General features: G+C 72.8%; 21 protein-coding genes. 9 read left to right on the top strand and 12 right to left on the bottom strand.

The annotated features are described in order from the left end of the window. Nucleotides 1-15: 15 nt before the first annotated feature. From CFP65_RS28130 to CFP65_RS28140, 3 genes are all read right to left on the bottom strand, one after another. Complete coding sequence (locus tag CFP65_RS28130; RefSeq protein ID WP_104818807.1) at nucleotides 16-2,043, bottom strand: protein meaA; 2,028 nt, start codon at nucleotides 2,041-2,043, stop codon at nucleotides 16-18. 1 nt (nucleotide 2,044) lies between these two features. Beyond that, complete coding sequence (gene ccrA, locus CFP65_RS28135) at nucleotides 2,045-3,382, bottom strand: crotonyl-CoA carboxylase/reductase (RefSeq protein ID WP_104818808.1); 1,338 nt, start codon at nucleotides 3,380-3,382, stop codon at nucleotides 2,045-2,047. Nucleotides 3,383-3,721: 339 nt separating this feature from the next. Further along, nucleotides 3,722-4,630 carry a TetR family transcriptional regulator gene (locus tag CFP65_RS28140; protein WP_104821184.1) on the bottom strand — a complete coding sequence of 303 codons (909 nt, stop codon included), beginning with the start codon at nucleotides 4,628-4,630 and terminating at the stop codon, nucleotides 3,722-3,724. On the opposite strand from CFP65_RS28140, the gene CFP65_RS41870 reads away from it, so the two are divergent. Continuing rightward, nucleotides 4,629-4,757 (top strand): hypothetical protein, encoded by a 129-nt coding sequence (locus CFP65_RS41870; RefSeq protein ID WP_256387285.1) that lies wholly within the window; start codon nucleotides 4,629-4,631, stop codon nucleotides 4,755-4,757. The two genes, CFP65_RS28140 and CFP65_RS41870, sit on opposite strands and share 2 nt — an antisense overlap. Nucleotides 4,758-4,797: 40 nt before the next feature. Here CFP65_RS41870 and CFP65_RS28145 read toward each other — a convergent pair whose 3' ends face one another. Continuing rightward, a complete protein-coding gene (locus tag CFP65_RS28145; protein ID WP_104818809.1) occupies nucleotides 4,798-6,573 on the bottom strand; it encodes a 3-hydroxyacyl-CoA dehydrogenase family protein in 1,776 nt (591 codons plus the stop codon). Between the two features lie 489 nt (nucleotides 6,574-7,062). Between CFP65_RS28145 and lanKC the strand changes: the two genes are divergently transcribed. The 5 genes from lanKC (at nucleotide 7,063) to CFP65_RS28170 (ending at nucleotide 14,017) form a co-directional block, all read left to right on the top strand. Continuing rightward, nucleotides 7,063-9,624, top strand: a complete 2,562-nt coding sequence (gene lanKC, locus CFP65_RS28150) for a class III lanthionine synthetase LanKC (protein WP_104818810.1) — start codon at nucleotides 7,063-7,065, stop codon at nucleotides 9,622-9,624. Nucleotides 9,625-9,717: 93 nt separating this feature from the next. Beyond that, nucleotides 9,718-9,840, top strand: coding sequence for a class III lanthipeptide (locus CFP65_RS40260; RefSeq protein WP_217368190.1), 123 nt, complete (start codon nucleotides 9,718-9,720; stop codon nucleotides 9,838-9,840). Between the two features lie 263 nt (nucleotides 9,841-10,103). Then, complete coding sequence (locus CFP65_RS28160; RefSeq protein WP_104818812.1) at nucleotides 10,104-11,918, top strand: ABC transporter ATP-binding protein; 1,815 nt, start codon at nucleotides 10,104-10,106, stop codon at nucleotides 11,916-11,918. 96 nt (nucleotides 11,919-12,014) lie between these two features. After that, the gene (locus tag CFP65_RS28165; protein ID WP_104818813.1) at nucleotides 12,015-13,103 is read left to right on the top strand and encodes a sensor histidine kinase; all 1,089 of its coding nucleotides are present in this window, start codon (nucleotides 12,015-12,017) and stop codon (nucleotides 13,101-13,103) included. A 287-nt stretch (nucleotides 13,104-13,390) separates the two neighbouring features. Continuing rightward, the gene (locus CFP65_RS28170; RefSeq protein WP_254552610.1) at nucleotides 13,391-14,017 is read left to right on the top strand and encodes a response regulator transcription factor; all 627 of its coding nucleotides are present in this window, start codon (nucleotides 13,391-13,393) and stop codon (nucleotides 14,015-14,017) included. A 359-nt stretch (nucleotides 14,018-14,376) separates the two neighbouring features. Here CFP65_RS28170 and CFP65_RS39260 read toward each other — a convergent pair whose 3' ends face one another. The 6 genes from CFP65_RS39260 to CFP65_RS28195 form a co-directional block, all read right to left on the bottom strand. Next, the gene (locus tag CFP65_RS39260) at nucleotides 14,377-14,883 is read right to left on the bottom strand and encodes a hypothetical protein (protein WP_158702387.1); all 507 of its coding nucleotides are present in this window, start codon (nucleotides 14,881-14,883) and stop codon (nucleotides 14,377-14,379) included. Continuing rightward, a complete protein-coding gene (locus CFP65_RS28175) occupies nucleotides 14,880-15,329 on the bottom strand; it encodes an IS3 family transposase (RefSeq protein ID WP_158702388.1) in 450 nt (149 codons plus the stop codon). The genes CFP65_RS39260 and CFP65_RS28175 overlap by 4 nt, the downstream gene beginning before the upstream one ends. A 160-nt stretch (nucleotides 15,330-15,489) precedes the next feature. Then, complete coding sequence (locus CFP65_RS28180) at nucleotides 15,490-17,280, bottom strand: methyltransferase (protein WP_104818815.1); 1,791 nt, start codon at nucleotides 17,278-17,280, stop codon at nucleotides 15,490-15,492. Between the two features lie 60 nt (nucleotides 17,281-17,340). Next, a complete protein-coding gene (locus tag CFP65_RS28185) occupies nucleotides 17,341-18,522 on the bottom strand; it encodes a 4-hydroxybenzoate 3-monooxygenase (RefSeq protein ID WP_254552611.1) in 1,182 nt (393 codons plus the stop codon). Nucleotides 18,523-18,674: 152 nt separating this feature from the next. Further along, complete coding sequence (locus tag CFP65_RS28190; RefSeq protein ID WP_104818817.1) at nucleotides 18,675-20,183, bottom strand: MFS transporter; 1,509 nt, start codon at nucleotides 20,181-20,183, stop codon at nucleotides 18,675-18,677. A 101-nt stretch (nucleotides 20,184-20,284) separates the two neighbouring features. Continuing rightward, nucleotides 20,285-20,893, bottom strand: coding sequence for a TetR/AcrR family transcriptional regulator (locus tag CFP65_RS28195; RefSeq protein WP_254553124.1), 609 nt, complete (start codon nucleotides 20,891-20,893; stop codon nucleotides 20,285-20,287). 243 nt (nucleotides 20,894-21,136) lie between these two features. On the opposite strand from CFP65_RS28195, the gene CFP65_RS28200 reads away from it, so the two are divergent. Both CFP65_RS28200 and CFP65_RS28205 read left to right on the top strand, forming a co-directional pair. Next, nucleotides 21,137-22,477, top strand: coding sequence for a glutamine synthetase family protein (locus tag CFP65_RS28200; protein ID WP_104818819.1), 1,341 nt, complete (start codon nucleotides 21,137-21,139; stop codon nucleotides 22,475-22,477). A 96-nt stretch (nucleotides 22,478-22,573) separates the two neighbouring features. Continuing rightward, on the top strand, nucleotides 22,574-23,236 hold the full coding sequence (locus tag CFP65_RS28205) for an HAD family hydrolase (protein WP_104818820.1): 663 nt from the start codon (nucleotides 22,574-22,576) through the stop codon (nucleotides 23,234-23,236). 19 nt (nucleotides 23,237-23,255) lie between these two features. On the opposite strand, the gene CFP65_RS28210 is transcribed toward CFP65_RS28205, so the two are convergent. After that, nucleotides 23,256-23,699 carry a hypothetical protein gene (locus tag CFP65_RS28210; RefSeq protein ID WP_158702389.1) on the bottom strand — a complete coding sequence of 148 codons (444 nt, stop codon included), beginning with the start codon at nucleotides 23,697-23,699 and terminating at the stop codon, nucleotides 23,256-23,258. A 69-nt stretch (nucleotides 23,700-23,768) separates the two neighbouring features. Then, the gene (locus CFP65_RS28215; protein WP_104821186.1) at nucleotides 23,769-24,635 is read right to left on the bottom strand and encodes a HipA family kinase; all 867 of its coding nucleotides are present in this window, start codon (nucleotides 24,633-24,635) and stop codon (nucleotides 23,769-23,771) included. 151 nt (nucleotides 24,636-24,786) lie between these two features. Between CFP65_RS28215 and CFP65_RS28220 the strand changes: the two genes are divergently transcribed. Then, nucleotides 24,787-25,905, top strand: a complete 1,119-nt coding sequence (locus tag CFP65_RS28220; RefSeq protein ID WP_104818822.1) for an ABC transporter substrate-binding protein — start codon at nucleotides 24,787-24,789, stop codon at nucleotides 25,903-25,905. The last annotated feature ends 13 nt before the right edge of the window (nucleotides 25,906-25,918 follow it).

A 25,918-nucleotide genomic window follows, 5' to 3' on the forward strand; every position in this document is an offset into this window, starting at 1 on the left:
CGGTCCTTCCGGGGGTCAGGCAGTCGGGGCCGTGGTCGCGGCCCAGGGCTGAAGCCTGTTGGCCAGCCGGATCTCGTCGACGATCCGGCCGATGATGGTGGTGATGCCGAAGTCCTTCGGGGTGAAGACCGCGGCGACGCCGGCGGCCTTGAGGGCCTCGCCGTCCGCTGCGGGGATGATGCCACCGACGATCACCGGCACATCCTCCACCCCCGCGCGCCGCAGCCGGTAGAGCACGTCCGGCACCAGCTCCGGGTGGGCACCCGACAGGATGGACAGGCCCACGCAGTGCACGTCCTCCGCCACGGCGGCGGCGACGATCTGCTCGGGGGTCAGCCGGATGCCCTGGTAGACCACCTCGAAGCCGGCGTCGCGGGCCCGGACGGCGATCTGCTCGGCGCCGTTGGAGTGGCCGTCCAGGCCCGGCTTGCCGACCAGCAGGCGCAGCTTGCCCGCGCCCAGCTCGGCGGCGGTCGCGGCCACCGCCTCGCGGACGGCGGCCAGCTCGCCGCCGGGCTCGGCCGCCACGGCGACGGGGGCGCCGCCCACGCCGGTGGGGGCCCGGTACTCGCCGAAGACCTCGCGCAGCGCGAAGGACCACTCGCCGGTGGTGACCCCGGCCCGGGCACAGGCCAGGGTGGCGGCCATCAGGTTGGCCTCGGTCGCGGCCACGGCCTTGAGCTCGGCCAGTGCGGCCTGGGCCGCGGCCTCGTCGCGCTGCCCGCGCCAGGTCTCCAGCTGGGCCAGCACGGACTGCTCGGAGGCCGGGTCGACCACCATGATCGCGGTGTCCAGGTCGGCCGTCAGCGGGCTCTCCTCGGTGGTGTCGAAGCAGTTCACCCCGACGATCTTGTCCTCCCCGGCCTCGATCCGGGCCCGGCGCGCCGCGTGCGCGGCCACCAGGTTGGACTTCAGGTAGCCGGACTCGACGGCCGGGATCACCCCGCCCATCTCCAGCACCTTGGCGATCTCCGCCTCGGCCCCGGCGAGCAGCTCGGCCGTCTTGGCCTCGATGACCGCCGAGCCGTTGAAGATGTCGCCGTACTCGAGCAGGTCGGACTCGTAGGCCAGCACCTGCTGGATCCGCAGCGACCACTGCTGGTCCCAGGGCCGGGGCAGGCCCAGCGCCTCGTTCCAGGCCGGCAGCTGGACGGCCCGCGCACGGGCGTCCTTGGAGAGGGTGACGGCCAGCATCTCCAGCACGATCCGCTGGACGTTGTTCTCCGGCTGCGCCTCGGTCAGGCCGAGCGAGTTGACCTGCACGCCGTAGCGGAACCGGCGCTGCTTGGGGTCGGTGATCCCGTAGCGCTCGCTGGTGACCTTCTCCCAGAGCTGGGTGAAGGCCCGCATCTTGCACATCTCCTCGACGAAGCGGACGCCCGCGTTCACGAAGAAGCTGATCCGCGAGACCACCTCGCCCATCCGCTCCGGGGCGACCTGCCCCGAGTCGCGGACGGCGTCCAGCACGCTGATCGCGGTGCACATCGCGTACGCGATCTCCTGGACGGGGGTCGCCCCGGCCTCCTGCAGGTGGTAGCTGCAGATGTTGATCGGGTTCCACTTGGGGATGTTCGCGACGGTGTACGCGATCATGTCGGTGATCAGGCGCACCGAGGGGCCGGGCGGGAAGACGTGCGTCCCGCGCGACAGGTACTCCTTGACGATGTCGTTCTGGGTGGTGCCGGTGAGCTTGGCGATGTCCGCGCCCTGCTCCTCGGCGACCACCTGGTACATGGCGAGCAGCCACATGGCCGTCGCGTTGATCGTCATGGAGGTGTTGGTCTGCTCCAGCGGGATGCCCTCGAAGAGCGTCCGCATGTCGCCGACGTGGCCCACCGGCACCCCGACCCGGCCGACCTCGCCGCGGGCCAGGATGTGGTCCGAGTCGTAGCCGGTCTGGGTGGGCAGGTCGAAGGCGACCGAGAGACCGGTCTGGCCCTTCGCCAGGTTGCGCCGGTAGAGCGCGTTGGAGTCCTTCGCCGTGGAGTGACCGGCGTAGGTACGCATCAGCCACGGGCGGTCGCGCTTCAAGGGCTCGCTCATGTCAGATGTTCCGGAAGCGGTTGATGGCCGGCAGGTGCTTCTCACGCAGCTCGTGGTCGCGCACGCCCAGGCCCTCCTCGGGGGCGAGGCAGAGCACGCCGACCTTGCCCTGGTGCTTGTTCTGGTGCACGTCCAGGGCGGCCTGGCCGGTCTCCTCCAGGGAGTAGACCTTGGACACGGTCGGGTGGATCTTGCCCTTGGCGACCAGGCGGTTGGCCTCGAAGGCCTCGCGGTAGTTGGCGAAGTGCGAGCCGACGATCCGCTTGAGCGACATCCACAGGTAGCGGTTGTCGTACTGGTGCATGAAGCCGGAGGTGGAGGCGCAGGTGACGATGGTGCCGCCCTTGCGGGTGACGTAGACCGAGGCGCCGAAGGTCTCGCGGCCCGGGTGCTCGAAGACGATGTCCACGTCCTCGCCGCCGGTGAACTCGCGGATCTTGCCGCCCAGGCGCTTCCACTCGCGCGGGTCCTGGTTCTGCTCGTCCTTCCAGAACTTGTAGCCCTCGGCGGAGCGGTCGATGATCGCCTCGGCGCCCATGGCGCGGCAGATCTCGGCCTTCTGCGGCGAGGAGACCACGCAGATCGGGGTGGCGCCGCCGGCCAGCGCGTACTGGGTGGCGTACGAGCCGAGGCCGCCGCTGGCGCCCCAGATCAGCACGTTGTCGCCCTGCTTCATGCCGGCGCCGTTGCGCGAGACCAGCTGGCGGTAGGCGGTGGAGTTGACCAGGCCGGGGGAGGCGGCCTCCTCCCAGCTGAGGTGCTTGGGCTTGGGCAGCAGCTGGTTGGTCTTGACCAGGGCGATCTGGGCCAGGCCGCCGAAGTTGGTCTCGAAGCCCCAGATGCGCTGCTCCGGGTCCATCATCGTGTCGTTGTGGCCGTCCGGGCTCTCCAGCTCGACGGAGAGGCAGTGCGCGACGACCTCGTCGCCCGGCTTCCAGGCGTTGACGCCCGCGCCGGTGCGCAGCACCACGCCCGCGAGGTCGGAACCGAGCACGTGGTACGGCAGGTCGTGGCGCTTGGTCAGCGGGGAGAGGCGGCCGTAGCGCTCCAGGAAGCCGAAGGTGGAGACCGGCTCGAAGATCGAGGACCAGACGGTGTTGTAGTTCACCGAGCTGGCCATCACGGCGACCAGGGCCTCGCCCGGGCCGAGCTCCGGGAGGGCGACCTCGTCGAGGTGGAGGGACTTACGGGGGTCCTTGTCGCGGCTGTCGAGGCCCGCGAACATCTGCTCCTCGTCCTTGTGGAGCGTCACGGCGCGGTAGTGCTCCGGAAGCGCCAGGTTGGCGAAGTCCGCCGAGGTGCTGTCGGTGGAGAGGATTGCGTCGAGGATTTCCTGCATGGCTGCCTCCGAAGGCGTACCTGTGTTGAGGGCGCACAGGGCGTCTGGGGGAGCCGGGAGCGGACACCGGCTTCGCTGTCGGTCTGGGGTGGGTTGGGGTGCTGCGGCGACGACTGGTGGAGTCGCACAGACCCGGCGCGCCAAGGTGGGGAGCCGCGGCGCCGCGACTGATGGGTAACAAGCTAGTGGCACCCTGTGCCACTCGTAAAGACACGGGGTGCCACTATTTCCCAGTGTCACCGAACGGTGATCAGGGGCTGGTCGGGGGTAGCCGAAAGGCCCGCCCCACGGCACTGGGACGGGCCTTTCCTGCCTTGCTGACCTGCGCAAACGCATCGATCAGCCAGCTTGTGCGCCACCCAGGGCGGCGCGGATGGAGTCGACCACCAGCTCCAGCGGAGCGTCGGTCCGGGCGACTGTGATGAGTACCTCACCGCCGGGGGTGGCACTGAGTGCGCTGATGGCACTCGCCTCTCCGCCGGCCACCGTGTCACCGTTGGCACCGGGTGCCACACCGAAACCGCGGCGTCTGGCCCCCCGGGGCGCGGTGGCCCAGAAGGTGTTGCGGATGACCTCGAAGGAGTGGTCGAGCTGCGCCTCCACGTCGCCCAGACCGCCGGCCCGCAGCCAGCGCCGCAGCACGTGGTTGTGGGCCGCGACCACCGCCGCCGCCGAGACCTCGGCCAGCATCGAGTCGTCGTCCCCGCCGCGCTGCCAGCCCGGCGGGATCTCCTCGGCCGCGTCGAACCGGCCCAGCAGGTACCGGGTGAAGAGCCGCTCGTACCGGGAGACCACCGCGATCTCCCGCTCGCGCAGGGCCGGCACCTGACGGATCAGCTGGTACCGCGCGACGGACACACCCGGGGTGGAGGCGTACATCCGCAGCACCTCCTTGATGCCCCGGCAGACCACGTCGAGCGGGTGCTCCTCGTAGTCCGCGCTGGCCAGCAGGTCGGCCACCCGCACCAGGGTGTCGTCGTGGTCCGGGAAGATCGCCTCCTCCTTCGACCGGAAGTACCGGAAGAAGGTGCGCCGGGCCACCCCGGCGGCGGCCGCGATCTGGTCGACCGTGGTCTCCTCGTACCCCTGGGTGGCGAACAGCTCCATCGCCGCCGCCGCCAGGTCCTGCCGCATCTGCAGCCGCTGCGCCGCCGCCCGCCGGGTGCCCGCACCCGGCTCGGGGCGGGCCGCCTCCGGCTGCTCGGCGGGCTGCAGGGGCGTGGCGGGGGTTGACTGTGGCCGGTCCATGCCCGGAACGCTACACGGCTGGGCCGGGCCGCCGCCGGGCCTGGGCCTGCGCACCGGGGCGGCCGGGTGGGCGGCGACCGGCACCGGCCGGCCCGCCGCGGCCGGGTTCCAGGCCGCCCGGACCTGACCGCCGCCGCCCGCGCCGGGCGGCGGCGTCGACAGCGTGCTCATCGGCGGGCGTGGTCGCGGAAGCCGCGCCCGGTCTTGCGGCCCAGGCACCCGGCCGCCACCAGGTGCTCCAGCAGCGGCGCCGCGGCCAGGCCCGGCTCGCGGAACTCCTGGTGCAGCACCTGCTCGATGGTCAGCGAGACGTCCAGGCCGACCACGTCCAGCAGCTCGAACGGGCCCATCGGGTAGCCGCAGCCCAGCTTCATCGCGGTGTCGATGTCGTCCACCGTCGCGTAGTGCTCCTGCAGCATCCGCACCGCGTCGTTCAGGTACGGGAAGAGCAGCGCGTTCACGATGAAGCCGGCCCGGTCGCCGCACTCCACCGCGTGCTTCTTCACCTTGGCGCAGATCTCCAGCACGGTGGCCGTCACATCGGACGCGGTCAGCACAGTGGAGACCACCTCGACCAGCTTCATCGCCGGGGCCGGGTTGAAGAAGTGCATCCCGATCACGTCCTGCGGGCGGCTGGTCGCCGTCGCGCAGCTGATCACCGGGAGGCTGGAGGTGGTGGTGGCCAGCACCGCGCCCGGCTTGCAGATCTTGTCCAGGGTGGCGAACAGCTCGCGCTTGACCGTGAGGTCCTCCGCGACCGCCTCGACCACCAGGTCGGCGCTGGCCAGGTCCTCGTACCGGCCGGTGGGGGTCACGTTGGCCAGCGCCGCGTCCCGCTGCTCGGCGCTGAGCCGGCCCTTGGCCACCGAACGTTCCAGCGACTTCGTCAGCTGCGCCTTGGCGTTCTCCGCCTTCTCCTGGCTGCGGGCCGCGAGCAGCACCCGGTACCCGGCCTTGGCGAAGACCTCCACGATGCCGGTGGCCATGGTGCCCGAGCCGCAGACCGCGATCTCGTTCACCTCGCGGCCGGCGGTGCGGGCCGCGGCGCCCTTGGCGGCCTCGGTGACCACCTTGGAGGAGCCCGGCGCCTCGTAGGTGTAGAAGCCGCGCCCGCTCTTGCGGCCGAGCAGCCCGGCCGAGACCAGCTGGCCCAGGATCGGCGCCGGGGCGTGCAGCCGGTCGCGGGACTGCTCGTACATCGCCTCGAGCACGGTGCGGGCGGTGTCCACGCCGATCAGGTCCAGCAGCGCCAGCGGGCCCATCGGCAGGCCGCAGCCCAGCCGCATCGCGGCGTCGATGTCCTCCCGGGTGGCGTACTTGGACTCGTACATCGCGGCGGCCTGGTTGAGGTACGCGAAGAGCAGGCCGTTGACGATGAAGCCGGCCCGGTCGCCCGCGGCCACCGGCTCCTTGCCCAGGCTGCGGGCGAACTCGGCCACGTCCTCGGCGGCCTGCGGGCCGGTCAGCACGGTGCGGACCACCTCGACCAGCTTCATGCTGTGCACCGGGTTGAAGAAGTGCACCCCGAGCACCCGCTCGGGCCGGGCGGTGGCGGCGGCGATCCGGGTCACGCTGAGCGCGGTGGTACCGGTCGCCAGCACCGTCTCCGGCGGGCAGATCCGGTCCAGCTCGGCGAAGATCTCCCGCTTCAGCTCCAGCTGCTCGGGCACCTCCTCGATCACCAGCTGGGCGGCAGCGGCGGCGGCCAGCTCGTCGCCGACCGAGATCAGCGCCAGCAGCTCGCCCCGCTCTTCGGCGGTCAGCCGCCCGCGCTCCACGGCGTGCGCGGTCGACTCCTGGATCCGGGCCAGCGCCCGCCCGGCGGCGTGGGCGTCGGCCTCGATGCCGATCACCCGCCGCCCGCTCCGGGCGATCGCGACGGCGATGCCGGCACCCATGGTGCCGAGGCCGACCACGGCGACGGTGGGGAAGGGACGCTCCATGTGTACCTGACTCCTTGTCATGGTCCCCGTGCGGCGGCCCTGCGGGCAGGCCTGGGCGGCCCTGACTCGCAGGGGAGGGTACGGTCGCACGGGGAGACGGGAATGACGGTTGCGGCACGCGCGGGCACCGGCCGGTCCGCTCCGGCCGTGCTGCGGGTGTGTGCCGTGGTGCTCAGGCGCTGAAGTGTGGCTGCGCTGCACAGGAAACAACGCACGTTCGCCCCGCCCGACTCCGTGCGATGGCACGACGGACGGCAGCCCCGCTGGTGCGGCTCCCGAAGCCCAGCGGTGGTGCGTGCCGGTCACTGTAGCGAAGCTACTGCCGAGTAGGAAGGGGTCAGGTTGTAAGGGAAACCGGGCCGAGCCCGGAACGCCGGGCCGTCCACCCCCCGAAACAGGGGGGTGCAGGCGGCCCGCACCCCCCGCATAACGTCATCTCCGTCGCCGGGGAATGAGCCCCGGAGGGCAGGACTTCCGGGGGAGGCAGCGGTGTTCGACTTCTGGCTGACGCTGGCGGACGAGGAGTTCTACGTCCCGCTGGAGCGGGCCGCCGGGGTCGGCGAGCAGTACCGACCCGGCGCCGTGCCGACGGGCTGGCGGGAGACCGCCGAGGGTGTCTGGCGGCACTGGCAGCCGGCCGAGCTGGTGATCGCCGAGCAGGGGTGGAAGGTGCACGTCTCCACCACCCTCGCCCGGCTGCAGTTCACCCTCGACACCGTGGCGCGGATCTGCTTCGAGGAAGGCCTGGCCTTCAAGCACCTGGCCAACCAGCTCTTCTTCGAGACGGTGCACCACAAGCACGCCGCCCGCTCGCAGGCCGGCAAGTTCTGCGCCGTCTACCCGCCGGACGCCGACCGCGCACGGCAGCTGATGGACCGGCTGGCCGTCGAGCTCAAGGAGGAGGTCGGGCCGTACGTGCTCTCCGACCGCCGGTACGGCGAGACCGGAGTGGTCTACTACCGCTACGGCGCCTTCCTGAGCCGCAGCCGGCTGCAACCGGACGGCACCGAGCTGCACCTGGTCCGGGACGCCGAGGGCAACGAGGTGCCGGACGTGCGCAGCGCGCAGTTCACCCTGCCCGCCGGGGTGACGGACCCGTTCGCCCCGCCGCCCGCCCCGCACACCGGCCCGATCCTGCTCGGTGGTCGGTACGAGATCACCGAGGTGATCCGGCACAGCAACGGCGGCGGCACCTACCGGGCCACCGACACCACCACCGGCCGGAAGGTCTTCGTCAAGGAGGCCCGCGCCCACAACGGCCTGATCGGCGACGGCACCGACTCCCGGGACCGGCTGCGCGCGGAGTACGAGATCCTGTGCCTCGTCCACGACCGGGCCCCGAGCCTCTGCCCCGAGCCGATCGACCACTTCACCGAGTGGGAGCACGACTTCCTGGTCGCCGAGCACGTCGAGGGCACCGGCTTCCTCCAGTGGGTCGCCAGCCACAGCGTGATGGGCCGGCTCGGGGTGCGGGCCGAGCGCCACACGGCCTACCTCGGCGAGGTCGAACGGATCCTGGCGGACCTGCGGGGCCAGGTCGACCGGCTGCACGCGATCGGGCTGCGCTTCGGCGACCTCAGCCCCGGCAACGTGGTCGTCCAGGAGGACCTGACGGTCCGCCTGATCGACTTCGAGACCGCCACCCCCCTCGCCGAACCGCCCTCCCCGCTCGGCACCCCGGGCTACCGGCCGCCCGAGGCGCTGCGGGAGGCGGGGGTCGAGCACGACGAGTACGGCCTCTCGGGGCTCGCCCTGTGCGCGCTCTTCCCGTTGAACCGGACCTTCGAGCGCGACGGCCGAGGCCGCGCCGAGCTGCTCCGGCGGGACCTCGAACAGGAGGTGCCCGTCCCGGCCGCGCTCTGGCAGACGGCGACCAGGTACCACGGCAGCACCACCCCCGAGATCACCACCGACCACGACCTCCCCACCGCCGCCGAGCTGGACGAACACCCCGAGTGGGCGCTCACCGCCCTGCGCGAGGGCCTCACCGCAGGCCTGCTCGCGATGGCCCGGCCGGACGGCGCGGACTGGGTCTTCCCGCCCCCGCCCGGCGGGTACCTGGTGAACACCCACTGCCTGGAGCACGGCACCGCCGGTGTGCTGCACGCCCTGCACCGGGCGGGCGTGCCGATCCCGGCGGAGCTGCTGGACCGCTTCCGCCGCGACGCGCTCGGCAGCGCCGAGACCCTGGCGCCCGGTCTGCAGGTCGGCACCGCCGGCCTGGCCTGGGTGCTGGCCGAACTCGGCCTGGCCGAGGAGGCCGACCGACTGCTGGGGCTCTCGCTCGGGCACCCGCTCGCCCTCGGCAGCGCCCACCTCGGCAACGGTGCGGCCGGGATCGGCCTGGTGCACCTGGACTTCCACGCCCGGTACGGCGACGAGCAGCGGCTGCGCACCGCCACCAAACTCGGCGACGCCTTCGCCGGCCCGCACCGCGCGGCCGTCCTGGCCGGCGCGGGGGTGTCGGGGCTGGAGGCCGGCCTCGCGGGCACCGCACTCTTCCTGACCGCACTCGGCGAGCACACCGGCGAGCAGCGGTACCTGGCGGGCGCCGTCCGGCTGATGCACGCCGAGCTGGACCGGGCGGTGGAGGACCCCGAGGACGGACTGCTCTTCCCGGGAGACTCCGGCACCCGCAACCTCCCCTACCTCTCGCGCGGCTCGGCCGGGGTGGCCCTGGCGCTCTCTCGGCTGGCCGCCGCGACCGGTGACGAGCGCTGCGCGGCCGCCCTGCCCCGGGTGCTGACCATGTGCCGGCTCACCTGCGCGGCCGAACCCGGCCTCCACCAGGGCGTCGCGGGCTGGGCGTACACCCTCGCCGAGCACGCCCACCACGGCGGCGGGCCGGCCGAGCGGCAGGCGGCCGTCCGGATCGCCACCGGCCTGGCCAAGTACGCGATCCGGCACCCCAGCGGCCTGCGGGTGCTCGGCGGCGGCCAGGAGCGCTACTCCGCCGACCTGGGCTCCGGCAGCGCGGGCGTGCTGCTCGCGCTGGCCCGGGTACTCGACGGCCCCGGGGCGACCCTGCTCCCCGACCCGGCCGCCCACTGACTCCGGTGCCCGGCCGTGCCGGGCACCGGCCACCGTCCCTCGCACCTCCGCGAGCCGACGGACCACCGCACCACGATCCGGAAGGACACCACCATGAACGCCGTCATCGCACTGCAGTCCCTCGAGGAGAGCGCCCAGGGCACCGAGCTGCTCCCGATCACCGGTCTGGGCAGCGCGTTCAGCTACTACAGCCGCTGCTCCACCACCTGCGGCTGAGCCAACCGAGGGCACTGACCGGCCACCGTGCCCGCCCGGTGCCCAGCGGGCCGCCGGCTCCCCTGACCGGCGCCCCGACCACCCCGGGCGGCAGTCGGCAGACCACGTCTGCCGACTGCCGCCCGGCTCCGCTGCTCACCGCGCTTCATCTCGCACCGCGCTTCACCTCGCACCCCGCTCCACCTCGCACCGCGCTTCACCCCTCGCCCTGCTCCACCCCTCACCCCGCTCCACCTCAGACCCGCAGGAAGGGACACCTCCGAATGGTCGACACCGTGCCGGCTCCGGCCGCCGAGGCCGCCGCCGAGCTGCGGCTCGGCGAGGTCCTGGCCGATCTGCGCCGCTACCTGGCCCCCGAGCGTGGGCGCTTGCTGGCGGCGGGCCTGCTCCTGCTGCTCTCCGGCGCCGTCGGGTTGGCGCAGCCGCTGGTCGTGCGGCAGCTGCTTGGGGGTGCCACCCCGCTGCGGCACGCCGCCGGGCCGGTCGCGGCCCTGATCGTCCTGGTCGTGGTCGGCGCCGTCGGCTCCGCGTACGGCAACTACCAGCTGACCACCGCCGCCGAGGGCACCGTGCTGACGGCCCGTCGGCTGCTCACCGCCCATGTGCTGCGCCTGCCGATGGCGGCCTTCCGCCGCGCCACCCCCGGCGACCTGATGGCCCGGGTCACCGGCGACACGACCTTGTTGCGCCAGGTGGTGCAGCTGACGCTGGTGCAGGCGGCCACCGGCCTGGTCACGGCGGCCGGCGCGCTGGTGCTGATGGCCACACTGGATCCGGTACTGCTGGGCGTCAGCCTGCTGGCCATCCTGTTGCTGCTGGGCACCGTGGGCCTGATCCTGCCTCGGATCCGCGCGGCCTCGATCGGCGCCCAGAACTCGATCGGCGACCTGGGCACCGTGCTGGACCGCTCGCTCACCGCCTTCACCACGGTCAAGGCCAGCGGCACCGAGGAGGCGGAGGCCGCGCGGATCCGGGCCGCGGCCGAGCAGGCGTACCGGCACGGCGTGGTCCGGGCCCGCTGGGACTCCACCGCCAACGCCGTGGCCATGCTGGCCGTGCAGCTCGTCTTCCTGGTGGTGCTCGGCGTCGGCGCGCTGCGGATCTCGGCCGGCGCGATCCAGGTCGCCACCCTGGTGGCCTTCCTGCTCTACGTGCTCTTCCTGGCCGGGCCGGTGATGTCCCTGGTCGCGGTCTTCGCCTTCGCCCAGACCGGCCGCGCGGTGCTGCAACGGATCGGCGAGATCACCCGCCTGCCGCCGGAGCCCGCACGCTCGCCCCTGCCGCTCCCGGAGCCCGTGGCGTCTGCCGCTGCCGGGGCGACTGTGGTCTTCGACCGGGTCTCCTTCCGCTACCCGCGCAGCGCCGAGCCGGTGCTGCGCGAGTTCTCCCTCACCGTGCCGGCCGTCGGCCTGACCGCGCTGGTCGGCCCCTCCGGCGGCGGCAAGAGCACCGCGCTCAACCTGATCGAGCGCTTCTGGGACCCGGAGGCCGGCTCGATCCTGGTGGACGGCACGGAGGTGCGCGACTGGGACCTGCACCGGCTGCGCGGGGCCATCGGCTACGTGGAGCAGGACGCTCCGGTGCTGGCCGGCACCCTGCGCGAGAACCTCGCCTACGCCGTCGACCACGCCACCGAGGCCGAGCTGCGCGAGGTGGTCGCCCTCGCCCGGCTCGACGGTCTGCTGGAGCGGCTCGGCGGCGACCTGGACGCGCCCGTCCAGTACCGCGGCGTCTCGCTCTCCGGCGGTGAGCGCCAGCGGATCGCCATCGCCCGGGCCCTGCTGCGCCGCCCCCGCCTGCTGCTGCTCGACGAGGCGACCTCGCAACTGGACGCCGCCAACGAGGCGGCGCTGCGCGCGGTGGTGCAGGAGCTCGCGGCCCGGATGCCGGTGCTCGCCGTCGCCCACCGACTCTCCACGGTGCTCGGTGCCACCACCATCGCCGTGGTGGAGTCCGGCACCGTCCGGGCGGTCGGCTCCCACCACGAGCTGCTCTGCACCGACCCGGTCTACGCCCACCTCGCCGCCCACCAGCTGCTCGCCGATGATCCCAACTCCCGTGAATTCGCCACTCCTTGAGGTTAGAATGCTGCCGGTGTCGATCTTGTGCGAGATCGACCCCGTGCAGCCAGGGAGTCTCAGGTGGAGTCAGGTTTACAACGGGCCCGGCGGTTCATGATCCTGGCCACTGGCCTGTTCCGGGCCACCCACCTGGTCGGCGGAGCGGTCGCGGCGATCGGCGACCGCACCGGTCTGCTGCTGTTCGGGCTCTCGCTGACGACCAGCACCGCGCTCTACCTCCCGGGCTACCGGCGGGACCGGCTCGGCCGCTACCGGCTCTGGGCCGACGCGTTGGTCACCGGCTGCCTGGTCCCCGTCCTCGCGCTGCCGGCCGTCAACGGGCCGATCACCCCGGCGGTCTCCTGGGTGGCGCTGCTCGGCAGCTCCTCGGCCGCCGCCGTGGCGGCCGGGCTCGACGGCAGGTCGGCACTGAGTGCGATCGGGCTGGTCTCCGCCGTACACGCGGCCTGCTACCTGCAGTCCGGGCAGGCCGCCGCGTTGGGCGGGCACCTGCTCTCGCTGGTCTCGGCCGGCGTGATGGCGCACATCTTCTGGCGCTACCTCCACCGCCAGGGCGCCATGCTGGACGAGGCCCGGGAGCGGGCCCTGGTCGCCGAGGCCGCCCGGGCCCGCCGGACCGAACGGGCCGCCCAGCACCGGGCCTTGCACGACACCGTGCTGGCCACCCTGACCGCCATCGTCCACGAGCGGGTCGACCCCACGGCGGAGACCTTCCGGGAGCGCTGTGCCCGGGAGGCCTCCTACCTGCGCCGGCTGATCCAGCGTTCGGACGAGGAGGAGGGCCAAGGCGGTGACCTCGCGGCGGGCGCGGCCCTGGAACAGGCGGTCGCCGCGGCCGAGGGCATCGGCCTCACCGTCCACACCCGCTACCACGCCCTGCCCGTCCTACCCGCCCAGGTGGCCCGGGCCCTGGCCGCCGCGGTGACCGAGGCCCTGAACAACGTCCGCCACCACGCCGGGACTTCGACCGCGCACTTGACCGCCACCGGCAGCGGCCGGGGCATCGTCGTCACCGTGGCGGACGAGGGCTGCGGCTTCGACAGCAGCGCCACGACGGGCACTGGCACCGGCACCGGCCTGCGCCGGTCGGTGCACGGCCGGATGACGGAGATAGGCGGCAGCGCAGCGGTGGACAGCGCCCCCGGCGAGGGCACCCTGGTGGAGCTCACGTGGCCGGCCTGACCCCGGAGCCCGGCGGCCCGATCACGTCTCCCGCCTGCCCGCCCCCGGAGCCCGCCGACCCGACTCCCGAGCCCGGCGGCCCGCCCACGAAGCCCGGGGGTGCGGCTGAGGCGTCTGCCGGCCCGCCCCCGGCTCCCGGCGGCCCGATCGCGTCTCCCGCCGACCCGACCCCCGGGCCCGGCGGCCCGTCCCCGAGGCTCGGGGACACAGCAGAGGCGTCTGCCGACCAGCCCCCGGACTCCGCCGATCCGAACCCTCATCCCGCCGGCACGGTCACTGTCGCCGCCGTGGACGACGACCGGATGCTGCTGGAGGGCCTGGCCTCCTGGCTGACGCGGGCGCCGCATCTGCGGCTGCTGGACTGCGCCGTCACCGTGGACGAGCTGCTGGCCGGCCCGGGGCGGCACGCCGATGTGGTGCTGCTCGACCTACTGCTGCGGGACGGCTCGGCGCCCGAGGCGAACGTCACCCGGCTCCGACTGGCCGGGCCCCGGGTGCTGATGATCAGTACGCAGGGCGAACCGGCCGCCATGGTTGCCACCGTCGAGGCGGGCGCGGCCGGCTACCTGACCAAGGACCACGCCCTGGACCGCCTGGTGGCGGCGATCGACGAGGTGGCCGCCGGCCGGCCCGTGCACTCGCCCGAGCTGGCCTTCGCCCTGGCCAACGACGAGCGGCCCGTCCGGCCCAAGCTCAGCCCGCGTGAGCTCCAGGTGCTCCGCGACTACGCCTCCGGCCTGACCCTCAAGGCAGCCGCCCGCCGGGCCGGCATCAGCCCGCAGACGGCCAAGTGGTACCTCGACCAGGTCAAGGCCAAGTACCAACAGGCTGGCCGCCCCACCTTCACCAAACTCGACCTGGCCGCCCGCGCCCGCGAGGACACCCTCCTCACCGGGCTCACACCCCCGGACTGACCGGTCCTGGGGCCTGGCTCCGTGCGATGGCACGACGGACGGCAGCCAGCAGAGCAGGTTCGAGAGGTAGTCCCGCCCCGGCGTATGACGTCCGCCTCGCCCATTCCTGGCCGGGGGGTCGTCCTTGAGCTGCCTCCGCGTTCCCCGTTCCTGCCGCATCCACGGCACCGGCGCATCCGGGCATGTGGCGGGAATCGTTCGCTCGCGCTCCCTTCAGCTCAAGTTAATACGAAACGGACCGGTCAAACCGCAGTCCTGTGCATGCCTCATCGCACACATGACTACCAGGGCCGCCCCCTGTAGGGCGAACGCCACTGCTCCACCGGCCCGAGCTACATCACGAATTCAGCTCTGGCGACTCATTTATGATTCAATTTATTCCAATTGCCGACCCACTCCGGGGGATCTTCGAGTCGGCTGATGAAATATTCGAGGCGTGCGCGCTCGCCGCCAATTATGTTGACAATGAGAGCTGCCACTCCAAAACCTTCTGCGGCATCCTTGTAGAGTTGCCAAAGTCCCGCGCGTGCGGCACTTGCGCAAGCGCCGACTGGAGTCCCGTTGACCATCTCCTCGCCCTCGCCGCTAATGCTCCGGAGAATCGTGGTGTGAAGCTTGTGGCGAGCCTCGGGGTGGAGCTCTTCGCTCAATGCGGCCACCATTACGGTGATGGCAACGGGCGTGACCTCGAAAATGATGGTTCCATGCTCGACGTGCCCCTCGAAATCAACCCGTCGAATTTTCTCTTCCGTGTTCGCGGAAATCAGATTGCGCAAGTCGGTGGCAAGATGGCCGGCCGGGCGCCCGCAGCCACATTCATACGAATCCCAATCGATTCGATCAATCTCAAGCGTCGACAGCCTCAAGTTGGCCCCTGGAGGTTCGGGAAAATTGGAGGTCCATCATACCTGGGCAGGTCAAAGTACGGGCCATGCTCGAATCGATGATCCGGAAAGTGCATCTGACACGTCGAGCGGACCTCTATCTCTCCAGAAGAAATGCGAAGGGAAGGGGGAATGGCATTCCCAGAGGCTCGACTGAAGAAGACTTCATCCAACGCCCACCCGGTACCGTTCCGGTCCGCGACCGTCGTGCGGACCGTGCGCCGCAGGCGACGCCCGGCCAGCCCGCGTCCCCACAGCAGCCGGGCAACGCGCTTGCGGGGGACTGCACCGTGCCGTTCCCACAGCTCGCGGGTGCTCCTGGGGATGCCGTAGGCGCCGTTCGACTCGCTGTGGATCTCCTCGATCAGCCCGGCCAGTTCCTCATCCGCCGCCCTGCGGGCCATGCGGACGGGGGCGCGCGTATCCATCGGTAGAAACCCGGACGCCGAGACCCTCAGCCCGAATATCCGCTTCTCAGAAGTGTCCACACCACGGGGTAAAGCCCACTGAGCCGGTTCGTCCGGCTGTGCATCGCTGTGCCGGGCCTCAGTGGCGTCGGGGCGCCCGCCGAGGCCCGGGGTAGCGAGGTCAGCTCTTGCGGGCGTGTAGGACGCTGCCGCCGAGGGGGAGGGGGGAGAGGCCGGTGAGGGTGAGGCCGGCGGTGGTGAGGAGGGTGGCGTAGTGGGGGGCCGTGCGTTCGCGGCCGCCGACGTTGCACATCATGTGGAGGTCCCAGGCGGTGGCGAGGGAGGGGGAGCCGTCGGTGGGGAGAACGCGTTCGACGATGAGGAGCGAGGCGTCGGTGGGCATCGCCCGGGCGCAGTGGCGGAGGATCTCGCGGCAGCGGTCGTCGTCCCAGTCGTGCAGGATCCGGGAGAGCACGTAGACGTCTCCGCCCGGCGGCACGTCGGCGAAGTCGCCGCCGTGGAAGGCGACTCGGGCGGGGTCGAGGCGGCGGCGGGCCGCGTCGATCACGTGCGGGCGTTCGAGGAGGGCGCCGCGCAGCCGGGGGTGGGCCTCCAGCAGCCCGGCCAGCAACTCGCCGGTGCCGCCCGCGACGTCCACCACCGTGCCGCCGGCCGAAGCGGCGGCGGTGATGGCGGGGTGGGCGGCCAGCGGCTCGAACATCCGGGCGCTTGCCGCCATCGAGCGGTCGAAGAGTTCGGCCAGCTGCGGGTCCCGGGCGAAGTGCTCGAAGTGGTTCTCGCCGTGCAGGTGGTCGAAGGCGGTCTCGCCGGTACGCACGGTGTGGGTCAGGTGGGCGAAGGACTGGTAGAACGGCCCGCCGTACATCAGGGCCAGCGGGCGCAGCGAGCCGGTGGCCTCGCTGCGCAGCAGCGCCCCGAGCGGGGTGAGCCGGTGGCCGTCCGCGTCCTGGGTGAGCACTCCGTGCATGGTGAGGTAGCGCAGCAGGGTGGCCAGGGCGACCGGATCGGCCCCGACCGAGCGGGCCAGCGCCTCGGTGCCGGTCGCGGTGTCGGTGGCCAGCACGTCGGCCAGCCGGAGCCGGGCGAAAACGGCGAGCGCCTGGGTGGTCCAGGCGCCGGTCATCAGCCGCAGAAGCGTTTCGGCCGACGAGGCGTCAGAGGCCTCGGAGGCGTCATCGGCGTCAGAAGAGTCAGAGGCGTCGGAGGCGTCAGAGGTTTCGGTCGGGGTGGCGGAGAGGTGGGCGGCCAGGGCCTGGCGGTGGTCGCCGGGGGCATAGAGCTCGATCCGGCGGTATTCGGTGCCGGTGGCCGGCGGGAGGGTGAAGTAGAGGACGGTGCCGTTCTCGTGCGGGTTGTGGCCTCCGCCGTCGGGCGTGGCGCCGTGCTGGGTGAGCAGGGTGGTGAGCCCGCGCAGTGCCAGCGGGTCGGGCCGGGTGACCTCGAAGGCCAGGTGGGCCTCGTGCTGGGCGGCCCGCTCGTGGTCGGCCACCGCGGTGAGCGCGGAGCCGGGCGGGACGGTCAGGGCGAAGACCTCCACCATCCGGGGCGAGCCGTCCGGGCCGGTCACGGTGGGGCGCAGGATCCGCACGTCCAGCTCGGCCGGGTCGAGCTGGTGGCGACGGGCGAGTCGGTCGCGGACCACCACGCTGGGCTGGGTGCCGGTGCCGGTGGGCAGCCCGGCGGCGGTGAGGGCGGCTCGTAAGGCCTGACGGTCGGCCGGGAAGACCGAGACCGCGGCGTGGGCGAACCGGCAGCGTCCGGCCAGCGCCCGCAGATCGGGCCCGGTCAGGCCCGGCAGCAGCCGGGGGAGCAGCGTGGCGGCGTCCTGCTCGCGGACGAACTCGGCGGCGGCCCGCAGCCGGGCCTCGTCGGTCGGCACCGGCCCGGGCGGTGGCGCAGGGGCCGGGGAGGGCGAGGGCAGGGTCGGTGGGTACTGCGCGATCGTGGTCATGCCGGATCGCTCCTCGTCGGTAGGAGTACAGGGAGGGGAGGGGAAGGAGATGAGGGGAGGTCAGAGGCCCACGTAGTGCTGGGCGAACCAGTCCTGGTCGGCGCGCGAGGTGCGCAGGGAGTCGAGCCGGGCCCGGCGCAGGCGCTCCTGGAAGGGGTCGCGCTCGGGGTGGAGCAGGCGGATCATCCACCGGGAGAACTCCTGGGCCCGCCAGATGTGGGCCAGGCAGCGTTCGGAGTAGTGGTCCAGGCCGCTGGGGTCGCCCCGGAGCAGGTCGTCGGCGAGGGCGGCGGCCAGGAGTTCGGCGGCCAGTACGGCGAGGTTGGCGCCCTTGGCGGCGGATGGGCTGATCAGACTGGCGGCGTCGCCGGCCAGCAGCAGGGAGCCCTGGCGCAGCGGCTCGACCACGTCGGATTCGAGGGCGACCACCCCGCGCTGGGTGATCGGGCCCTGGTGCAGTGGGCCGTAGCGGTCGGCCTGGAGTCGGAGGCTGAGTTCGGCCCAGATACGTTCCTGCGGCCAGGCGGCCGGGTCCGTTCCGGGCTCGCACTGGAGGTAGTAGCGGGTGATCCGGTCGGTGCGGGCCATGTGCCCGGCGAAGCCGTGGGGGTGGACGGCGTAGCCGACGGCGTCCAGGCTCGGCGGGGCCTCGGCGAGCAGGGCCAGCCAGCTGACGCCGTGGTCGCGGCGATGGTGCCGGACGGTGGGGCCGAGCGCCCGGCGCCCGGCCCCGTGCCGGCCGTCGCAGGCGGCCACGTACCGACCCTGCCAGCGCACCGGCCGGCCCTCGGCGGCCCGGGCGGTGACGGTGGGGGCGTCGGTGTCCGTACCGTGTACGGCCAGCGCCTCGGTGTCGAAGGCGATCCGGCCGCCCGCCGCCAGGTAGGTGTCGAGCAGGTCGGCGACCAGTTGCTGCTGCGGGTAGACGGTGTGCGCCTCGCCTCGGCCGAGCTGGTCGTAGTCGAGCCGGAACCGGCCGTCCTCGGTGCGGAACTCGCAGCTGCCGTGCGAGCTGCCGCCGCGTGACAGGCCCTCGGCCAGGCCGTGCCGCTGCAGCGTGCGGACGGTGTCGGGGGCGAGGTAGCCGGCCCGGGCCCGGTCGGCCAGGGTGGCTCGGCCGGCTCGTTCCAGGATCACGCAGTCGATGCCCTCGCGGTGCAGCAGGTTGCCCAGGAGCAGGCCCGCCGGGCCCGCGCCGAGGATCAACACCTGGGCACTGCCGCCGTTCTGATCTTCTGTCACGAGTAGTGGATCTTAGACATGGTCCAGCTGCCGCCCCGGCCCGATTCACCCGTATGCACTAGATCTTGAGGTCGGTGTAACCGTGGGTACGCCAACGGCCCCCGGTGACCGTGGAGGTCACCGGGGGCCGCGGAGTGGGCAACCCGGGTGGGTCAGTGGGCCATCACCGGGATGGCGTCCTCGGCGGAGGCGTCGGCCGAGGTCTGGCTGGAGCCCTGGTGCGGGGCGTTGATCAGGACGGCCGCGACCAGGCCGGCCAGGATCAGGATGCCGAAGGACCACCAGATGGCCGTGGTGTAGCTGTGCACCATGACCTCCAGCTTGAAGAGGCCGATCTGCGCCTGCGAACCACCGGAGGGGTGGTGCGACTTGGCGAAGGCGGTGGCGGCGCTGTTGGCCACGGTGGCCAGCAGGGCGGTGCCGATCGCGCCGCCGACCTGCTGCGAGGTGTTGACCATCGCGGAGGCGACACCCGCGTCGCGCGGCTCGACCCCGTAGGTGGCCAGGCTCATGGCCGGCATGAAGGCGGTACCCATGCCGAGGCCCATCAGCACCAGGCCGGGCAGGATCAGCGTCGGGTAGTCGCCGTCCACCTTGATGTTGGTCAGGATCAGCAGGCCGAGCGAGGCGACCAGGAAGCCGGGGGCCATCAGGAAGCGGGCCGGGACCCGGGTCATCAGGCGGGCGCCGATCTGGGTCGAGCCGGTGATCATGCCCGCCACCATCGGCAGGAAGGCCAGGCCGGTCTTGACCGGGCTGTAGCCCAGCACGACCTGCAGGTAGTAGGTGAGGAAGAGGAACAGGCCGAACATGCCGATCACGGCGAGACCGAGCGAGAGGTAGACCCCGCCGCGGTTGCGGTTCCACAGCACGCGCAGCGGCAGCAGCGGCGCCTTGACCTTGCTCTCCACGATGCCGAAGGCGATCAGCAGCACGGCGGCGGCGGCGAACAGGCCGAGGGTGATGCCGGCCGTCCAGCCGTCGGTCTCGGCGCGGGTGAAGCCGTAGACCAGCGAGACCAGGCCGGTGGAGACCAGCAGCACGCCGGGGATGTCGAGCTTGTTGCGGTTGCGGCTGCCGGCCGGCTCCCGGATGACCAGGACGGCACCGGTGATCGCGACCACGGCGAACGGGATGTTGACGAAGAAGGTCCAGCGCCAGTTCATGTACTCGGTGAGCAGGCCGCCGAGGATCAGACCGATCGCGCCACCGCCACCGGCGATCGCACCGTAGATGCCGAAGGCCTTGGCCCGCTCCTTGGCCTCGGTGAACATCACCGCGAGCAGCGAGAGGGCGGCCGGGGCGAGCAGCGCGCCGAAGACGCCCTGGAGGGCGCGGGCGCCCAGCAGCATAGCGGTGTTGGCGGCGGCGCCACCCAGCGCCGAGGCGAGCGCGAAGCCGCTCAGGCCGACGATGAAGGTGCGCTTGCGGCCCCAGAGGTCGGCGATCCGGCCGCCGAAGAGCAGCAGGCCACCGAAGGCCAGCGCGTAGGCGGTGATGACCCACTGGCGGTTGGCGTCGGATATGCCGAGGTCGGCCTGGGCCGAGGGCAGGGCGATGTTCACGATGGTCGCGTCGAGCACGACCATCAGCTGGGCGAGGCCGATGAAGGCCAGGGCCTTCCAGCGCCGCGGATCGGGCAGCAGGGAGGTTTCGGACATGGGGATACCCACTAACGTGTGTTCAGGGCGTGCGTGGTCAGCTTCGTGGCGTCGTCGGTACTGCGTGAAGTCTCAGGTGGGACAGTCGTGGGGTGCGGCCGTCACAGGTGGCGGCGCAGGTCCTCCAGGGTGGTGGCCCGGCCGGGCAGTTCGGTGGCCGCCGGGGCCCGCAGGCCGTCCAGCAGCAGCTGGAGGTAGCGGTGGGCGTACGGTTCGAGGTCGAGGCAGGCGGAGCCCGGGAGCGGGCGGGTCAGCTGGGCGAGGGCGACCACCAGGTCACCGGCGCCCACGTCGGCCCGCAACTGCCCGCTGGCGTGGGCGCGCGAGACCAGCTCGGTGACCGCCGCGTCCAACCGGTCCTTGGCGGCCTGGATGTCGGGCGCCGAGTGGTCGACGTGGTCGTTGATCATCGGGCAGAGCGCGCCGATCCGCTCGTCGGCGGCGGCGTGCACGAAGCGGCTGAGCGCCGCGAAGCTGTCGGGCTCCTCGGCTGCCGCCTTGTCGGCCTGGTCGGCGACACTGGTCATGACGGCCAGGGTCACGTGGTGGGCCAGGTCGCGGCGGTCCGCGAAGTTCCGGTACAGCGTCGCGTTGCCGACGCCGGCCCGGCGGGCGATCTCGTCGAAGGGCACCTCGGCGCCCTGCTCCACGAAGATCTCCCGGGCGGCGGTGATGATCCGCTCCCGGTTACGGCACGCGTCCGCGCGCAGCCGGGGGGTCTTGGCGGCCTTCGCCGCCTTGAGGTCCGTCTTGAGCCCCGCTTCAGCGGGGGCGGCAGCGCCTGCTTGAGTCGCCGTGGCGGTATCGGTGCTGGTCACTGGTGGTCTCCTCTCCGCCACGTACCGGGGAACCCTTCCCCGCTTAAGCCATAGTAGCTAAACGGACAGACTTTCCCCGGATATTTCTCGGGCCATGGTGACCTGGGTCACACCGTCTATGTCACCATGAGTGACATGACCACCACGTACCCACGGGCCGAGCGGGCCGCCCGGGCCCGGCTCGCCGCCGCCGAGCTGGCCGCCGACGGGATCGACGGGGTGGTGTTCGGCTGGGTCGACAACGCCGGGCTCACCCGGGTCAAGTCCGTCCCGCTGGCCCAGCTCGAGCACGCCGCCGAGTACGGGGTCGGCGCCGCCCCCTGCTTCGACGTCTTCCTGGTCGACGACTCGATCACCAGCGCCCCCGGCGGCACCGGCCCGGTCGGTGACCTGCGGCTCGTCCCCGACCTCGACCGGCTCACCCGGCTCGCCGCCCAGCCCGGCTGGGCCTGGGCCCCCGCCGACCGGTACACCCAGGCCGGCACCCCGCACCCCGGCTGCCAGCGCCGGTTCGCCCGCCGGGCCACCGACGCGCTGGCCCGGCGCGGGCTGACCGTGCGGGCCGGCATCGAGGTGGAGTGGGTGGTGGCCCGGGCGGACGGTACACCGGCCACCACCGGGCCCGCGTACGGGATGACCCGGTTCGTCGAGCACTCCGACTACCTGCGGGAGGTGCTGCGCGCCCTCACCGCCCAGGGCCTGGCCGTGCTCCAGCTCCACCCCGAGTACGCCGCCGGGCAGTTCGAGGTCTCGGTGGCCCCCGAGGGCCCGGTCGAGGCGGCCGACACCGCCCTCCTGGTCCGCCACACCATCCGGGCCGTCTCGGCCCGGCACGGCCTGCGGGTCTCCTATGCCCCCGTCTTCACCGAGGGCTCGGTCGGCAACGGCGGCCACCTCCACCTCAGCCTCTGGCGCGACGGCCTGGGCCTCGCCGCCGGCGGCCCCGGCCGGCACGGCCTGCACCCCGAGGCCGAGCACTTCCTGGCCGGCCTGCTCGCCGAACTCCCCGCCCTGCTGGCCCTCGGCGCCCCCAGCGTCGCCTCCTACCTGCGCCTGGTCCCCTCGCACTGGGCCGGCTCCTACCGCTGCTGGGGCCTGGAGAACCGCGAGGCGGCGCTGCGCCTGATCACCGGCTCCGCCGCCGGCCAGGCCAACGCCGAGCTCAAGTGCTTCGACGCCACCGCGAACCCCTACCTCGCCCTCGGCGGCGTCCTGGCCGCCGGCCTGGCCGGCCTCGACGCCGCCCACCCCCTCCCGCCCGAGACCACCACCGACCCCGCCGACCTCGATACCGCCGAACGCCTCCCCTCCTCCCTCGCCGAGGCCGTCGACGCCTTCGAGAAGTCCACCCTGCTGCGCGAGGCCCTCGGCCCCGAGCTGTACGAAGCCGTCCTCGCCGTCCGGCGGGCGGAGGCCGAGCTGTTCGCGATGCACACGGACGCGGAGGTGGTGGAGGCGGTGCGCTGGCGCTACTGACCTCCGGTCAGGAGCCGTAACCGGCCCGCCCGGCCCGCCCGGCCCGCCCGTCCGCCCGTCCGTCGCGCCCGTCCGGCCCGCCCGTAGGTTGGCCCGATGCAGCAGCTCGCGCTCTTCGACCTCGACAACACGCTCCTCGACCGGGACGCCGCCTTCGCCCGCTGGCTCGACGAGTTCGCCGCCGACCGCCGGCTCGACGACTCCGCCCGGGCCTGGCTGGCCGCCGCCGACCGGCTGCACAGCGGGCCGATGGAGGGTTGGTTCCGGCTGGTCCGGGCGGAGTTCGGGCTGGCCGAGCCGGTGGCGGAGCTCTGGGCGCAGTACCGGCGCCGGATGCCCAGGCTCGCGGTCTGCCGGGCGGAGGACCTGGCGGCGCTCGGCGCGCTGCGGGCGGCCGGCTGGCGGACGGCGATCGTCACCAACGGGATGACCGACAGCCAGCGGGCCAAGATCCGCCGCACGGGCCTCGCGGAGCTGGTCGACGGCTGGTGCATCTCCGCCGAGGTCGGCATCCGCAAGCCCGACCGGGGCATCTTCGAACTGGCCGCCCGCCGCTGCGGCGCCCGCCTCGCCGAAGGCGGCTGGATGACCGGTGACAACCTCCTCCAGGACATCGCCGGCGCCCGCTCGGCCGGGCTCCGCACGATCTGGCTCCACCACGGCCGCCCCCGGCCCGAGGCCGGTGCGGCTGCCCCGGACCACACCGTCTCCACCGTCGCCGAGGCCGTCTCCCTGCTGCTCGGCGCCCCGGCCGCCTGAACGCCGCTCGGCGCACTCCTCAGTGCACGGTGCCGGTCAGCTGCTGGGCGGCGACGTACGTGTCGAAGAAGGGCGTGCAGCGCAGCCTGGGGTAGGCGCCGGGGAGGGAGTCAGCGACGCCGCGCAGCACCGTCAGGTGGGTCTGGTCCTTGCTGCCCAGGGCCTTCAGCCGCGTCGCCGCGCCGTGGACCGCGTCTTCGAGGGGCTGGACCTGCTCCAGGCAGTGCGCCGCCAGCGCGGTCAGGGCCCGGTCGTAGGCGGCGACGGGCTCGGCCGCGCTGCTCGCCGCCTGGTCGTACGCGTACAGGTGCTGGGCGCCGGCGGAGACGGAGGCCGACGGGGCCGGCGGCGGGACGCTGACCTTGACCTGGTAGCCGTTGCCCTCGCTGCCGCACCCGGTCAGGAGCCACAGGGCGGCCAGCGCGGTCGCCGGCGCCAGGGCCAATCGCTGATGATTCGTCATGTCGGCTGACGCTAGCCCGTGTTGAAGCCGGCCGTAAGGGCGTCGGCTCAGCCGGATCTCAGCCGGATCTCAGCCGGATCGCCGGGCCGTCCGGTCCGGGACGTGCTGGAGCCAGGCCGGGCGGCCGGCGCGGGTGGCGGCGGCGCGTTCGGCGGCCTCGGCCTTGAGTTGGGCGGGGGAGGAGAAGTCGGCGGGGAGCCAGTGGGCGGAGCCGGCCGCGCGGGCGGCCAGGTGGTGGACGTACGCCTCGCGGACGTGCTCGACGGAGTCGAAGCCCGGTTCGTCGGCCAGCCAGGCGTCCGGGACGAGGGCGACCACCTCGCGCAGCAGCTCGGCCGTCACCTGCGGGGCCAGCTCGGCGTCGGCTGCGGCCACGTCGGGTGCGTAGCCGCCGAGCGCGTGGTCGCGCAGGTCGTAGGCCTTGAGCAGCGAGGCGTGGGCGCCGGACCAGCGGTGGTGGAAGATCAGGCCGGCGCCGTTGTCGATCAGCCAGAGCGCGCCGTGCCAGACCATCAGGTTCGGGTTGGCGCAGCTGCGGTCCACGTTGCCGGTCAGCGCGTCCAGCCAGACCACCCGCCCGGCCTCGGCCGGCGAGACCTCGATCATGCCCGCCTTGAAGTCCCGCGACCCCGGCAGGTAGTCCATCCCGAGGTTGACCCCGGCGCTGGCCCGCAGCAGGTCCTGGATCTCCTGGTCCGGCTCGTGCGCGGCGACCCCGGGGTCGAAGTCCACCAGCACCAGCTCCGGCACCCGCAGCCCCAGCCGCCGCCCCAGCTCCCCGACCACCACCTCGGCGATCAACGCCTTGTGCCCCTGCGCGGCCCCGGTGAACTTCACCACGTACGTCCCCAGATCGTCCGCCTCGACGATCCCGGGCACCGACCCACCCGCCCGCAGCGGGTCCACATACCTGAGAGCCCTCACCTCGTTCAGCACACCGGCCACCCTAATCCGTCACCCAGTCAACCGTTCGGTTGAACCGCGGTTACCACTCCAGCCCGTCCCCCGCGCCGGCAGGAGGACGCGAGCGCCCGTCAGTGGCGGCCAGGATGCGTACATCACTCCCCGTCAGAGAGGCCTCCGCTTCATGTCCAGCTTCCTCAGCAGGCGACGCGTCCTCACCGCCGGCGCCGCCGCAGGCGCCGCCATCGGGATCGGCGCGCTGGGCGCCGGCCCCGCGCAGGCCACCACCGGGTCCGAGGAGACCAGGACCCTCGACGAGCTGTACCGGGCCGCCCTCGCCGAGGGCGGGAGGCTCGTCGTCTACGCCGGTGGGGACACCCCGACCCAGCAGGACTCCACCAAGGCGGCGTTCCTCGAGCGTTTCCCGCTCATCGACCTGACCCTGGTCGTGGACTACAGCAAGTACCACGATGTCCGCGTCGACAACCAGCTCGCCACCGGCACCCTCGTCCCCGACGTCGTGCAGCTCCAGACCCTCCAGGACTTCACGCGCTGGGGGCAGCAGGGGCAGCTGCTGCGGTACAAGCCGGCCGGATTCTCCAAGGTGTACGACAAGTTCAAGGACCCGGAGGGTGCGTGGGTCGCCATCGGAGCGATCGGCTTCAGCTTCATGTACGGCCCGGCCGCGGTAGGCTCCGAGGCTCCGCGGACTCCGCTGGACCTGGTCGACCCGAAGTGGAGGGGGAAGATCGCCTCCTCCTACCCGCACGACGACGACGCGGTCCTCTACCTCTACTCGCTCTACGTGCAGAAGTACGGCTGGGAGTGGGTGGCCGGGCTCGCCGCCCAGGACGTGCGATTCGCGCGCGGCAGCAACTCCCCCGGCGACGCGGTCCGGGGCGGCACCCACGCGATCGGCGTCGGCGGCTCGGGCGCGCCGCTCTCCACCGGGCCCGTGCGGTGGGTCGTCCCCTACAGCGCCCCGTTCATGGCCTGGGGTCAGCGCGCCGCGATCCTGGAGCAGGCCGCGAACAAGACCGCTGCCAAGCTGTACCTCAACTGGCAGCTGTCGCTCGCCACGCAGCAGAGGTCCTTCAACGGCTGGTCCGTCCGCACCGACGCCACGCCCCCGACGGGCCTGAAGCCGGTCTGGGAGTACCCCAACGCGCACCTCGACGGCTTCCCCCGCTTCATGGCCGACCGTGCGGCGATCGAGCGCTGGAAGCAGACCTTCGCCCTGTACTTCGGCGAGGTGAAGGGTGACCCCACGCCCGGCTGGCTGGGGCTGCACCCGGGCGCGTAGCGCACGGTTCCTC

Origin of the sequence: Kitasatospora sp. MMS16-BH015 (genome assembly GCF_002943525.1) — a bacterium.
GTDB lineage: Bacteria > Actinomycetota > Actinomycetes > Streptomycetales > Streptomycetaceae > Kitasatospora.